The sequence below is a fragment of the Citrobacter braakii genome, from assembly GCF_009648935.1.
Lineage (GTDB): Bacteria > Pseudomonadota > Gammaproteobacteria > Enterobacterales > Enterobacteriaceae > Citrobacter > Citrobacter braakii.
Map to the genome: position 1 here is coordinate 3,509,144 of NZ_CP045771.1, position 12,818 is coordinate 3,521,961.

General features: G+C 51.8%; 11 protein-coding genes. 5 read left to right on the forward strand and 6 right to left on the reverse strand.

From position 1 onward, the window contains the following. Nucleotides 1-136: 136 nt before the first annotated feature. On the reverse strand, nt 137-1,165 hold the full coding sequence (locus GFC06_RS16380; protein ID WP_103766275.1) for a HoxN/HupN/NixA family nickel/cobalt transporter: 1,029 nt from the start codon (nt 1,163-1,165) through the stop codon (nt 137-139). Between the two features lie 120 nt (nt 1,166-1,285). Continuing rightward, nucleotides 1,286-2,125 (reverse strand): aminoglycoside phosphotransferase family protein, encoded by an 840-nt coding sequence (locus GFC06_RS16385; RefSeq protein WP_141875165.1) that lies wholly within the window; start codon nt 2,123-2,125, stop codon nt 1,286-1,288. A gap of 190 nt (nt 2,126-2,315) precedes the next feature. Between GFC06_RS16385 and GFC06_RS16390 the strand changes: the two genes are divergently transcribed. Continuing rightward, on the forward strand, nt 2,316-3,107 hold the full coding sequence (locus GFC06_RS16390) for an MBL fold hydrolase (protein ID WP_019076747.1): 792 nt from the start codon (nt 2,316-2,318) through the stop codon (nt 3,105-3,107). A 22-nt stretch (nt 3,108-3,129) separates the two neighbouring features. Here GFC06_RS16390 and GFC06_RS16395 read toward each other — a convergent pair whose 3' ends face one another. After that, complete coding sequence (locus GFC06_RS16395; RefSeq protein WP_049041453.1) at nt 3,130-3,474, reverse strand: DUF1294 domain-containing protein; 345 nt, start codon at nt 3,472-3,474, stop codon at nt 3,130-3,132. Between the two features lie 65 nt (nt 3,475-3,539). Here GFC06_RS16395 and rstB point away from each other — a divergent pair, with 65 nt between their 5' ends. Continuing rightward, nucleotides 3,540-4,841, forward strand: a complete 1,302-nt coding sequence (rstB, locus tag GFC06_RS16400; protein ID WP_149381838.1) for a two-component system sensor histidine kinase RstB — start codon at nt 3,540-3,542, stop codon at nt 4,839-4,841. A 73-nt stretch (nt 4,842-4,914) separates the two neighbouring features. Next, entirely contained in the window at nt 4,915-5,844 is a 930-nt protein-coding gene (gene tus, locus GFC06_RS16405) for a DNA replication terminus site-binding protein (RefSeq protein WP_131405896.1), read from the forward strand. On the opposite strand, the gene fumC is transcribed toward tus, so the two are convergent. From fumC to fumB, 3 genes are all read right to left on the reverse strand, one after another. Further along, a complete protein-coding gene (fumC, locus tag GFC06_RS16410) occupies nt 5,841-7,244 on the reverse strand; it encodes a class II fumarate hydratase (protein ID WP_016153018.1) in 1,404 nt (467 codons plus the stop codon). The two genes, tus and fumC, sit on opposite strands and share 4 nt — an antisense overlap. Nucleotides 7,245-7,464: 220 nt before the next feature. Beyond that, nucleotides 7,465-7,923 (reverse strand): IS200/IS605 family transposase, encoded by a 459-nt coding sequence (tnpA, locus tag GFC06_RS16415; protein WP_131381019.1) that lies wholly within the window; start codon nt 7,921-7,923, stop codon nt 7,465-7,467. Between the two features lie 173 nt (nt 7,924-8,096). Next, complete coding sequence (fumB, locus tag GFC06_RS16420; RefSeq protein WP_153690386.1) at nt 8,097-9,743, reverse strand: class I fumarate hydratase; 1,647 nt, start codon at nt 9,741-9,743, stop codon at nt 8,097-8,099. Between the two features lie 262 nt (nt 9,744-10,005). Here fumB and manA point away from each other — a divergent pair, with 262 nt between their 5' ends. After that, nucleotides 10,006-11,181, forward strand: coding sequence for a mannose-6-phosphate isomerase (gene manA / locus GFC06_RS16425; RefSeq protein WP_049041450.1), 1,176 nt, complete (start codon nt 10,006-10,008; stop codon nt 11,179-11,181). 106 nt (nt 11,182-11,287) lie between these two features. Continuing rightward, nucleotides 11,288-12,796, forward strand: a complete 1,509-nt coding sequence (locus tag GFC06_RS16430; protein ID WP_029139531.1) for a YdgA family protein — start codon at nt 11,288-11,290, stop codon at nt 12,794-12,796. Nucleotides 12,797-12,818: the final 22 nt, after the last annotated feature.

A 12,818-nucleotide genomic window follows, 5' to 3' on the forward strand; every position in this document is an offset into this window, starting at 1 on the left:
GACCATTATACGTTACACCGTCACTTTTAATATCACCCAGATTTGGGTGATGAAAATGGTGTGTATCGTCACCGTGAATTAGTCAGTCCTCAAGTAAGATCCAAGCCTTCCCTTTCACGGAAGGCTTTCTTTTGTGTCAACTAAACGTCAGCCCGTCGTATTTTTTCCAACGGTAATTTATTGCAGAAATAATCCAGCAGCCGATAAAGACGCCAATAATCGCAAACCCGACATTCCCCATATGGTCACTCAACTCGCTGACGGTATCCCACAACCCCCCCTGAAGCGAAAATGCGTCAGAGAGAAGCCCCAGCGCCTCCAGCCCGCCAATAAAAAGCGCAACAATTACCGAGGTCCCGGTGATGGTCATATTGTAATAGAGCTTACGCTGCGGCTTATTGAATGCCCATCCGTAGGCCTCAACCATCAGGATACTGTCGAGGCAGTCGATCAGCGCCATGCCGCAGGTAAACAGCGCCGGGAACACGAGGATTGACCACACCGACATGCCACTGGACGCGCTTGAAGCAGAAATTCCGAGCAGAGAAATTTCAGTAGCGGTATCAAAACCCAGGCCAAACAAAAAGCCGACAAAATACATATGCCAGTCTTTGCCTACCAGCCGAAACGCCGAGCGGAAAAGCCAGTTCAGCGGGCCTGAAACTGTCATATCCTCTGTGGTGCCATCGTAAGTACCGGTGCGTTTTAGATGACGAAAAGCCTTCCAGACATGACAGAATATAACGAGATTAATGGTAGCCAGAATCAGCAGAAATACGGCAGAAACCGTGGTACCTATCAGACCTCCGACATTCTGAAACCATGCCATGTGTTGCTTAAACACGCTGGTGGTCAACGCAATGCCAATGCTTGCCAGTACCACAATGGTGGAATGCCCCAGGGAAAACCAGGCTCCCGTCGTCAGGGCGCGTTTTTTCTGCTGCATAAGTTTGCGCGTAGCGCTATCTATCGCGGCGATATGATCGGCATCAACAGCATGGCGCAAACCATAGCACCATGCGATCAGACTAAGCGCCAGTAACGATGTGTTGTTGCTAAACACAGTGAAAGCCCACAGCCACGCCACGATGTTTGCCCCGATGAGTAAGACCATCAACAAAATAATGTTCGGGCGTTTTTTTAATAATAAAAACAATGCGTTCATTGCTCACAGCCTGTCAAATTTGCGCTAAAAAACACACTACACCGCCGTTCACTGATTGATTAATAAAACATTTACCAGGCTAATGATAACTCTAAATAATTACCAGCCCAGTGTCGTAGATCAAAATTGATTACCCCCAAAAGCGAGTTCCGCGCTCGCTAACTCTGCGATGCGCAGGGGTATCGTGGCGCAGTCTCCTTCTTGCAGAAACCAGGCAGACGACAACCCACACCAGGCAATAATCCACATCAGCAAACGCTGCCGTTCAATCCTCGCGATTTCAGACACAATATTTACCCGTTGTCTGAATTTTTCTGGCTCAATGGCGACAGGTTTGGTGGGGTCGGCAAGATCGGGATTAGTAAAAATATTGGCGTAATCAAAGCCACGCTCGCCCACCAGCCCTTTAGGATCGATAGCCAGCCATCCTTTCGTTCCGAAATCAAGAATATTGCCGTGGTGTAAGTCACCGTGCAATACGACTTCATTCTGGGGAGAGGAGAGCAATACGTTTGCCACCTCTGCACAATGCGTCAGGATGCCGCCATGCTTTTTCGCGGCAGGAGCCAGATCGCGAAACCAATAAAGTAGCGGTGTTAACGCAGGCGTTGACGCATTCCGGGGGAGATGGAGTCGACTGGCTGCATGGCAAATAATGCGACAGGCCTGCGCATCATTGCCAGACCAGGACATGTCCGCTAAAGACCCCGCCCCTGTTGCACGTTCTAACAGAATCGCCCCTGCTGCATGAGCAAGCACTTTCGCAGCACCATTCCCGTTCCACCAGACCATTAGTTCGCAGCCGTTCCGTTCACTGTCATCGTCGGTGAGTTTGAGTATGGCTTTCTGACCATCTTTGGTCACCACGGGCAAAAGCTGTGATGTGTGCGTCTCAAGCGGTTGGCCATCAGGAGTAAGTCCCCAACGGCTGAGCCAGGTGTTGAACAGACTATTTTCCAAACATTAACCTCATTTTTCGCCGGAAATGCCCCTCGACGGGGGCGGTGTAGACATTATTCCTGCTTTCTGCTGGTTGGGCCACAACGACTCACGCCCACAATACCTGGCTTATCGTGTAGAGCACTAAAGGGCACACCCTTGCGTATCGGTGTGCCATGCTGACTGTGTTTTTTCAATAGAGGAAGACACGATGATCACGTTATGCAAAGCCTGTGGAACATCCTATGAGGTTGCAGACGCCCTTCCTGAACATTGCGATATCTGCCAGGACGAACGTCAGTATGTCCCCGCGACCGGACAGGAATGGGTCGATTTTGCCGCACTTTGTGCTTCGCACACAAATAAGTGGCGGCAACATGACAGCACCCTCCTCAGCATCCGCACCGTTCCTGGTTTTGCAATTGATCAACGGGCGTTTATTCTGCGTACTCCGGAAGGCAATATTTTATGGGACTGCATTGCCACGCTCGACGACGCCACAAAAATGCTAATAACGTCCCTGGGCGGGCTTAAGGCCATCGCGATTTCGCATCCTCATTACTACACCACCATGCAAGACTGGGCTGACGAATTTAACGCTCCCATTTATCTCCATGCCAACGACCGCAAGTGGGTAATGCGCGACAGCCCGTGGATTAAATTTTGGGATGGCGACACCCTGGAACTAACACGCGACGTCAGTGTGATACGCCTCGGCGGACACTTTGCTGGCGGCTGCGTTCTGCACTGGGCGCGAGATGAAGGCGTGGTGCTTTCCGGCGATATCGTTCAGGTCACCCCTGGGGCGCATGCCGTCTCCTTTATGTGGAGCTACCCCAATATGTTGCCATTGCCAGCCGCAACGGTCAGCGACATTACCCACCGCCTGAGTACGGTGAAATTTAAGCAACTTTATGGCGCGTTTGAAGGGAAAGACATAACGAAAAATGCCGATGACATCGTGCAGCGCTCAGGTGAAAAGTACGTTTCCTGTCTCAAGTAAGCAGACTGCCTGTCACTGACGTTCACCAGGATGAAATGGGATAGAAATGATAGGCCGCTCCGATGACAGACACATTCACTATCACACTGATAATAAAGTAGGTTTTGAATGGCTGTTTTTGTGTTTTATGGCGAAAGAGTTGTTGAGCGGCTATCGCGCCACCCCACCCGCCAACAACGCCAAACAGCAGCAAAGTGGACTCCGGCACTCGGCGCCAGGCCCTGCGCGCTGCCATTTTATCCGCACCGTACATTGCCAACGTCAGTATGTTGGCGAGCAAAAACCATATAACAAAGGGATGCGAGGTGAAAATGCAGCCTAACGCTGCGAAAATGAGTAGTAAATAACAACAGCGATTGAAATTCATATTTTTATATCACAGCAATTTTGAGAGTATCGGTGAGCATTATATTATGTATTCGGTGATTTTTTATGAAGAAGCTGTTTGTACAGTTTTATCTCCTGCTGTTTGTCTGCTTTCTGGTGATGACCCTGCTGGTCGGCCTGGTCTATAAATTCACCGCAGAGCGCGCAGGCAGACAATCCCTCGACGATTTAATGAAAAGCTCGTTATACCTGATGCGCAGCGAGCTTCGCGAGATCCCGCCACGTGACTGGGGTAAAACGCTGAAGGAGATGGATTTGAACCTCTCCTTTGACCTGCGCGTTGAACCGTTAAATAAGTACACGCTGGACGTTCAAACAATGCAACGTTTGCGCGAAGGCGATATCGTGGCGCTTGACGATCAGTACACATTTATTCAACGGATCCCACGCAGCCATTACGTGCTGGCCGTCGGCCCGCTTCCCTATCTCTATTTTCTCCATCAAATGCGCTTGCTGGACATCGCGTTGATGGCGTTTATTGCTATCTCGCTGGCCTTTCCGGTACTTATCTGGATGCGACCGCACTGGCAGGAAATGCTGCGACTGGAAGCTGCTGCACAGCGTTTTGGGGAAGGACATCTGGGCGAACGCCTCCATTTTGACAGCGGTTCCAGCTTTGAGCGATTGGGTATCGCGTTTAACCAGATGGCAGACAATATCAATGCGCTAATCGCCAGTAAGAAACAACTTATCGATGGCATTGCCCATGAGCTTCGTACCCCACTGGTACGCCTACGTTATCGTCTGGAAATGAGTGATAACCTCACCGCGCAGGAATCCCAGGCGCTGAATCGCGATATTGGTCAACTGGAAGGGTTAATCGAAGAATTACTGACCTATGCCCGGCTGGACCGCCCGCAAAATGAACTGAAGCTCAGCGTACCGGACCTGGCCGTTTGGCTGACAACCCATCTGGAGGATGTGCAAAGCGTAAACCCTGAGCGTGCGGTGCGCTTACGCCATCTTAATATTGGCGACTACGGCGCGCTGGATATGCGCCTGATGGAGCGCGTACTGGATAATCTACTGAATAACGCCCTACGCTATTGCCAGTCTACGGTGCAAGCGAGCCTGTTATTGAATGGCAATCAGGCGACGCTGGTTGTGGAAGATGACGGTCCCGGTATTGCTCCAGACGCTCGCGAACAGGTTTTTGAACCGTTTGTACGCCTTGACCCCAGCCGTGACCGGGCGACCGGTGGTTGCGGGCTTGGGCTGGCCATTGTTCACTCGATCGCATTGGCTATGGGCGGTACGGTCGTCTGTGATGAAAGTGAACTCGGCGGTGCCCGCTTTTGTTTCAGTTGGCCCGTCTGGCATAACATTCCTGAAATTTCAGTTGCCTGACCCATTCGGCTCGGTGGTCAAATGGTGGAGGTTGTGCTATAAAAAAGTATGTTGTAACTAAAATGGTAAATCTATGGCCCGTTACGATCTCGTCGACCGCCTGAACGGCACCTTCCGCCAGATGGAGCAAGAGCTGGCGCTTCTGAACGACAATCTGTTGCAGCAGACGCTGCTGATTGCGCGCGTCTTCTCGTTACCGGAAGTGGTCAAAGAGGCAGAGCATGCCCCACTGCAGAACATTGATGTTAAGCAGCATTTAGGTAAAGAGGCTGAAACGCTGGCGCTACGCCACTATCGTCATCTGTTTATCCAGCAACAGTCCGAGAATCGTAGCAGCAAAGCGGCCGTCCGCCTGCCAGGCGTACTGTGTTATCAGGTAGATAACGCAGCTCAGCGCGCTTTGGAAGAGCAAATACAGCGTATTAACCAGCTAAAAACCACCTTCGAACGCATTGTCACGGTGGAATCAGGGCTGGCACCGGCAGCGCGTTTTGAATGGGTGCATCGCCACCTGCCGGGACTGATTACACTGAATGCCTATCGTACGCTCACCCTTGTCAGAGAGCCTGCCACCCTGCGATTTGGCTGGGCCAACAAACACATTATTAAAAATCTGAAACGCGATGAAGTACTACAACAACTGGAAAAAAGCCTGACGTCGCCGCGCAGCGTACATCCCTGGACGCGGGAAGAGTGGCAGGCGAAACTTGAACGGGAATATCAGGATGTCGCCGCCCTGGGCCAGCAGGCGCGCCTGAAGATTAAACGGCCGGTAAAAGTGCAGCCCATCGCCCGCGTCTGGTACAAAGGAGAACAAAAGCAGGTGCAATATGCCTGCCCGACGCCCTTGATCGCGTTGCTCAACAATGAAAACGGCATGACCGTACCAGATATCGGCGAGTTACTGAATTATGATGCCGACAATGTTCAGCATCGTTTTAAACCTCAGGCGCAGCCGTTGAGATTGATTATTCCCCGGCTGCACCTGTACGTTGCGGACTAACTGCCTGGCCGCATACTGCCAACCATCAGTTCCGGGCGTACCCAGCTGTCAAACTCCGCTTCGGTTAGATACCCCAGCGCCAGGGCGGAGGCTTTTAACGTCAGCCCCTCTTTGTGCGCCTTTTTGGCAATTTCAGCGGCTTTATCATAACCGATATGGGTATTGAGCGCGGTCACCAGCATTAGCGACTCGTTGAGCAGTTGATCGATTCGTTCACGATTGGGCTCGATCCCTGTCGCGCAGTGCTCGTTAAAGCTTTCCATACCGTCAGCCAGCAGACGCACCGACTGCAGGAAATTGTGGATGACCATCGGACGGTAAACGTTGAGCTCAAAATTACCTGACGCTCCGCCCATGTTGATGGCGACATCGTTGCCCATTACCTGACAGCAAAGCATGGTGAGCGCTTCACACTGGGTAGGATTGACCTTACCCGGCATAATGGAGCTGCCCGGTTCATTTTCAGGAATCGAAATTTCGCCAATCCCGCAACGCGGACCGGATGCCAGCCAGCGCACATCGTTGGCGATTTTCATCAGCGATGCCGCCAACCCTTTTAGCGCGCCGTGGGCGTGAACCAGCGCATCGCAGGTGGCTAGCGCTTCAAATTTATTCGGTGCGGTAACGAACGGCGCACAGGTAATGTCCCGCAATTCATCCGCGACCCGACGGGCATATTCCGGATGCGTGTTCAGTCCGGTCCCTACCGCGGTTCCTCCCAGCGCCAGTTCCGCCACGTGGGGTAAGCTGTTTTCAATGTGTCTGAGGTTATGTTCAAGCATTGCCACCCAGCCGGAAATCTCCTGGCCAAGCGTAAGCGGGGTTGCATCTTGCAGATGTGTACGACCAATTTTGACGATATCCGCAAAAGCGTGTGATTTATCACTGAGCGTTTTGGTTAAGACATTTAACTGCGGGATCAGTGAGTTACGCAGCGCCAGCAGCGCGGCAACGTGCATTGCGGTCGGGAACACATCATTCGAGCTTTGGCTTTTATTAACATCATCGTTGGGGTGAACTTTCCGTTCCATCCCCCGCACGCCGCCCAGCAACTCGCTGGCCCGGTTTGCCAGCACCTCGTTCATGTTCATATTGCTTTGTGTACCTGACCCGGTTTGCCAGATGGCCAGCGGAAACTCATCACGGTGTTTATCCGCCAACACCTCATCTGCGGCCTGCATAATAGCCCTGGCTTTATCCTCCGCCAGTAGCCCGAGATCCTGGTTAACCTTTGCTGCAGCGCGTTTCGTCAGCGCCAGCGCATGGATCAGCGAGACCGGCATTTTCTCCGTAGAGATACGAAAATGCTCCAGCGAACGTTGGGTTTGCGCGCCCCAAAGCTTATCGGCTGGAACATCAATCGCCCCCATTGAATCATTCTCGCGGCGTACCGTTACCATTACCTGCTCCTTACATTAACAATTGATTAGGTTATGTTTCGACATTGCCCATTTGCATTGGTCTTATGAGTATTAACGAGGATTAATCTGTCGTTTGGTGGTTCGTGCGGTAATAAATATCCTCCGGCATAGCCGGAGGTTTTTCGGATGCGCCTATAAGGCTCTGTTACCAGCCGCGCCCTAACAGGCGCATACGATCTGACATTTGCATCAGACTTCGTTACTTACGGCCCGTAAACGGGCTACCCGGATAAGCGATCGATAACTGCTCACCCATTTTATCTTCTGCAAGCTGGTGCTTTATGTATTCCTGTATCTTCACCGTGTTCTTACCCACCGTATCTACGTAGTATCCCCGGCACCAGAACTCTCTATTCCTGTACTTGAATTTCATATCCCCAAACTGTTCATACAGCATCAGACTGCTTTTCCCTTTCAGATACCCCATAAAGCCGGATACGCTCATTTTGGGTGGGATTTCCACAAGCATATGGATATGATCCGCACAGCATTCCGCTTCCAGGATCCGCACGTTTTTCCACTCACACAGCTTTCTTAAAATGCTGCCTATCGCCCTGCGTTTCTCCCCGTAGAATGCTTGTCTTCGGTATTTGGGCGCAAAAACTATGTGATATTTACAGTTCCATCGGGTGTGCGCTAAGCTCTTTTCGTCCCCCATTGGGACCCCCTTTTGATTTCTTGTTAAACATTTGCAGTTGCCAGACCGCAATGTGTTTTAACAAATCAAAAGGGGTTTTAATAACTGGCCCAAAGCTGAAAGCTTTCCGGAACCCCCAGCCTAGCTGGGGGTTTTCTGTGCACAAAAAAAACCGCCCCGAAGGGCGGCTGACGTTACTTAACGCAGCGTGCGCACTGCGACGTCTGAATCTGCTTGAAGAAATCGTTGCCTTTGTCATCCACCAGGATAAACGCCGGGAAATCTTCCACTTCAATTTTCCAGATGGCTTCCATCCCCAGTTCAGGGTATTCCACACACTCCAGACTCTTGATACTGCCCTGGGCCAGCACCGCTGCCGGGCCGCCAATACTGCCTAAGTAGAAGCCGCCATGCTTATGACAGGCATCGGTCACCTGCTGGCTGCGGTTGCCTTTCGCCAACATGATCATGCTGCCACCTGCGGACTGAAGCTGGTCAACATACGAATCCATACGCCCTGCCGTGGTTGGTCCAAGCGAACCAGAGGCATAACCTTCCGGCGTTTTTGCCGGGCCAGCGTAATAGATCGGATGATCTTTAACATACTGCGGCAAACTTTCGCCGTTATCCAGCCGTTCTTTCAGTTTCGCATGCGCAATATCACGGCCAACAATGATGGTACCGTTAAGCGACAGACGTGTAGAAACCGGGTACTGCGACAGCTGAGACAGGATCTCTTTCATCGGACGATTGAGGTCAACGCGTACCGCTTCGCCTTCTCCCGCCTGGCGCAACTCTTCTGGTATATATTTGCCTGGATTATGCTCCAGTTTTTCGATCCAGATACCTTCACGGTTGATCTTAGCTTTGATATTTCGATCGGCTGAGCAAGAAACGCCCATACCAACCGGACACGACGCACCGTGACGCGGCAGGCGGATCACGCGGATATCATGAGCGAAGTACTTCCCGCCGAACTGAGCGCCCAGCCCCAGATTCTGTGCCTCAATCAGCAGCTCTTTTTCCAGCTCCACATCGCGGAATGCCTGACCATGTTCGTTACCTTCGGTCGGCAGCTCATCGTAATATTTAGCCGACGCCAGTTTCACCGTTTTCAGCGTGGCTTCCGCTGACGTTCCACCGATCACGAACGCAATGTGATACGGCGGACAGGCCGCAGTTCCCAGCGTTCGCATCTTCTCAACCAGGTAATTTTTTAATTTGCCCGGCGTGAGCAGCGCTTTGGTCTCCTGGTACAGATAGGTTTTGTTCGCCGAACCACCGCCTTTAGCAATACACAGGAATTTGTATTCATCGCCATCGACGGTATACAAATCTATCTGTGCCGGCAGGTTGGTACCGGTGTTCACCTCTTTATACATATCCAGCGCGGCGTTTTGTGAATAGCGCAGGTTGTCTTCGATGTAGGTGTTATACACACCGCGCGCCAGCGCAGCTTCATCCCCGCCGCCAGTCCAGACGTGCTGACCTTTTTTACCCACGATAATCGCGGTGCCGGTGTCCTGACAGGTCGGCAAAATACCTTTTGCCGCAATATCAGAATTCCGCAGGAATTGCAGGGCCACATATTTGTCGTTTTCGCTGGCCTCCGGGTCACGCAGAATGTCGGCCACCTGCTGCTGATGCGCAGGACGCAGCATAAACGAGGCATCATGGAAGGCCTGACGAGCCAGCAGCGTTAAGGCTTGCGGCGCGACTTTAACAATCTCCTGCCCTTCAAATTCGGCAACGGAGACATGGTCACTGGTCAGCAGATAGTATTCGGTATCATCCTTTTTGAGGGGGAAAGGATGCTGATAATGAAAGGGTTTGTTTGACATTGTGCTCTCACTTACTGCTCGGTCTGGTTATTCTCTGGGCAGATGTTCCATTGCCCTGCTTCCCTGCCGCAGGTCGGGTTGTAGAAGGAAAGGCTTTCTGCAACCGGAATTACTCAGGGTATTAAAAGCGAGTCACCATATCCTACACAATTTTTTAACAAAAACTGAGACAAGTACGACTTTTTACATGTGCAGGTTACTTCGCTCAGGGTTTCTTGGTTTAATAGCCGTAGAAAATTCCACATTGAAACAGGGCTTGAGAATGCAAAAACTCATCAACTCAGTGCAGAACTACGCCTGGGGAAGTAAAACTGCGTTAACGGAACTTTATGGGATTGCCAACCCCACTCAGCAACCGATGGCTGAGCTGTGGATGGGCGCGCATCCGAAAAGCAGTTCGCAGGTTCTGGACGCTAACGGCCAGACGGTCGCTCTGCGTGATGTCATAGAACACGATAAATCCGCACTGTTAGGCGATGCCGTTGCGAAACGCTTTGGTGAACTGCCTTTCCTGTTTAAAGTGCTGTGCGCCGCGCAACCTCTTTCGATTCAGGTTCATCCTAACAAGCACAACTCTGAAATCGGATTTGCCAAAGAAAACGCGGCGGGGATCCCGATGGATGCCGCCGAGCGCAATTACAAAGATCCTAACCACAAACCGGAACTGGTTTTTGCTTTGACACCGTTCCTGGCGATGAACGCATTCCGCGAGTTCTCTGACATTGTCGCATTGTTACAACCGGTGTCCGCCGCGCATCCGGCTATTGCGCATTTCCTGCAGGAACCGAGCGCGGAACGTCTGAGCTATCTTTTCGCCAGCTTGCTGAATATGCAGGATGAGGAGAAATCCCATGCGCTGGCGATCCTGAAATCGGCGCTGAACAGCCAGCAGGGTGAACCGTGGCAAACCATTCGCCTGATCGCCGATTTCTATCCGAATGACAGCGGGCTCTTCTCCCCGCTGCTGCTCAATGTGGTGAAGCTCAATCCTGGCGAAGCGATGTTCTTATTTGCCGAAACCCCACACGCCTACCTGCAAGGTGTGGCGCTGGAGGTAATGGCTAACTCGGACAACGTGCTGCGCGCCGGACTGACGCCAAAATACATTGATATCCCGGAGCTGGTCGCCAACGTTAAGTTTGTCGCCAAGCCAGCCAATCAACTGCTGACCACGCCAGTTAAGACTGACAGCGAACTGGACTTCCCCATTCCGGTCGACGATTTCGCGTTCTCCTTGCATGAACTGACCGCCAATGGCGCAGATATCAGCCAGCAAAGTGCGGCCATTTTATTCTGCATCGAAGGTGAAGCTGTGCTGAGCAAGGGCGAGCAGCGTCTGGTGCTGCAGCCGGGTGAGTCGGCCTTTATTAGCGCGAATGAATCGCCGGTAAACGTCAGCGGCACGGGCCGTTTAGCTCGGGTTTATAACAAGCTGTAGCAAGATACTGATATTTTTAACAACTCTTGCTAAGCTGTAGTGAGTTAAAGACATGTCACTCCTCCAGGCGTCTTCAAACGCCTGGTTTTATTTTATGGATATCAAAATGAAAAAATCGCTGGTAGCTGCGGGTGTGGTGGTTGCACTGGGTATCGTCTGGACGGGCGGCGCCTGGTACACAGGAAAGAAACTCGAAACGCATCTCGCCGAGATGGTGACGCAGGCAAACGATCAGTTAAAACGCTACTCCCCAGAGGCGGGCATTGAACTGAGTTATCAAAACTACCAGCGCGGCGTGTTCAATAGCCAACTGCAGTTGGTGGTGAAACCTGTTGCCGGTCAGGCAGATTCCTGGCTGAAACCGGGGCAAAGCATCGTCCTGAATGAAACCGTGGATCACGGTCCTTTCCCGCTGGCTCAGCTGAAATCACTGAATCTTGTTCCGGCAATGGCCTCCGTGAAAACGACGCTGGTCAATAACGACGTGACAAAGCCGCTGTTTGATATTGCCAAAGGTGAGACGCCATTCATCATTAATTCCCGTATTGGCTACAGTGGGGATACCCGTTCCGATCTCTCCCTCAAACCGCTGAACTACGAGAAAGGCGACGAAAAAGTGGCCTTTAGCGGCGGGGAATTCCAGTTTACGGCAGATAAGGATGGTAATGCGGTGTCGCTGACTGGCGAGGCGCAAAGTGGCCTGGTTAATGCCGTCAATGAGTATGATCAGAAAGTACAAGTTACTTTCAATAACCTGAAAACTGAAGGTTCCAGCAGTATTGCAAGCTTTGGTGAGCGCATCGGCGATCAGAAATTGTCCCTCGAAAAACTGTCGATTTCAGTCGAGGGCAAAGAGCTGGCGGTGCTGGAAGGCATGGGTATCGATGGCAAATCCGATCTGATTAACGATGGCAAAACCGTCAACAGCCAGTTGGATTACACCCTGAACAGCCTTAAATTGCAGGGCCAGGATATGGGGAGCGGTAAGCTGACGTTGAAAGTTGGCCAGATTGACGGTGAAGCACTGCACCAGTTCAGCCAGCAGTACAGCGCCCAAACCAAAGCGCTGATGGCGCAGATTGATGTGGTACAAAATCCTGAGCTTTATCAGCAGAAAGTCACCGAAGCCTTCTTTAATGCGCTACCGATTCTGATGAAAGGCGAACCGGTTGTCACCATTGCTCCACTGAGCTGGAAGAATGCAAAAGGTGAAACCACATTTAATCTGTCACTGCTGCTAAAAGATCCGACCGCAAACACGGTGGAGCCGCAAACGCTGGCCCAGGAAGTGGATCGTTCCGTCAAATCGCTGGATGCGAAACTGACCATCCCTGTCGATATGGCGACTGAGTTCATGACGCAAATTGCCAAACTGGAAGGATATCAGCAGGAAGAAGCGGCTGGTCTGGCGAAGCAACAGGTTAATGGCCTGGCGGCGATGGGGCAGATGTTCCGCATTACGACTTTGCAGGACAACGTTATCGGCACCAGCCTGCAATACGCAAACGGCCAGGTGACGCTGAACGGACAAAAAATGCCGCTGGATGAGTTTGTTGGTATGTTCGGTATGCCTTCTCTTACACAGCCGGATGCCCCTGCCATCCCGCAACAATAATCACTCGTCAGTGACAGGCCCG

Coding starts and splice junctions, on each gene's coding strand:
- GFC06_RS16380 (WP_103766275.1), bottom strand. CDS start 1,165: ATGAACGCATTGTTTTTATTATTAAAAAAACGCCCGAACATTATTTTG.
- GFC06_RS16390 (WP_019076747.1), top strand. CDS start 2,316: ATGATCACGTTATGCAAAGCCTGTGGAACATCCTATGAGGTTGCAGAC.
- GFC06_RS16395 (WP_049041453.1), bottom strand. CDS start 3,474: ATGAATTTCAATCGCTGTTGTTATTTACTACTCATTTTCGCAGCGTTA.
- rstB (WP_149381838.1), top strand. CDS start 3,540: ATGAAGAAGCTGTTTGTACAGTTTTATCTCCTGCTGTTTGTCTGCTTT.
- tus (WP_131405896.1), top strand. CDS start 4,915: ATGGCCCGTTACGATCTCGTCGACCGCCTGAACGGCACCTTCCGCCAG.
- fumC (WP_016153018.1), bottom strand. CDS start 7,244: ATGGTAACGGTACGCCGCGAGAATGATTCAATGGGGGCGATTGATGTT.
- tnpA (WP_131381019.1), bottom strand. CDS start 7,923: ATGGGGGACGAAAAGAGCTTAGCGCACACCCGATGGAACTGTAAATAT.
- fumB (WP_153690386.1), bottom strand. CDS start 9,743: ATGTCAAACAAACCCTTTCATTATCAGCATCCTTTCCCCCTCAAAAAG.
- manA (WP_049041450.1), top strand. CDS start 10,006: ATGCAAAAACTCATCAACTCAGTGCAGAACTACGCCTGGGGAAGTAAA.
- GFC06_RS16430 (WP_029139531.1), top strand. CDS start 11,288: ATGAAAAAATCGCTGGTAGCTGCGGGTGTGGTGGTTGCACTGGGTATC.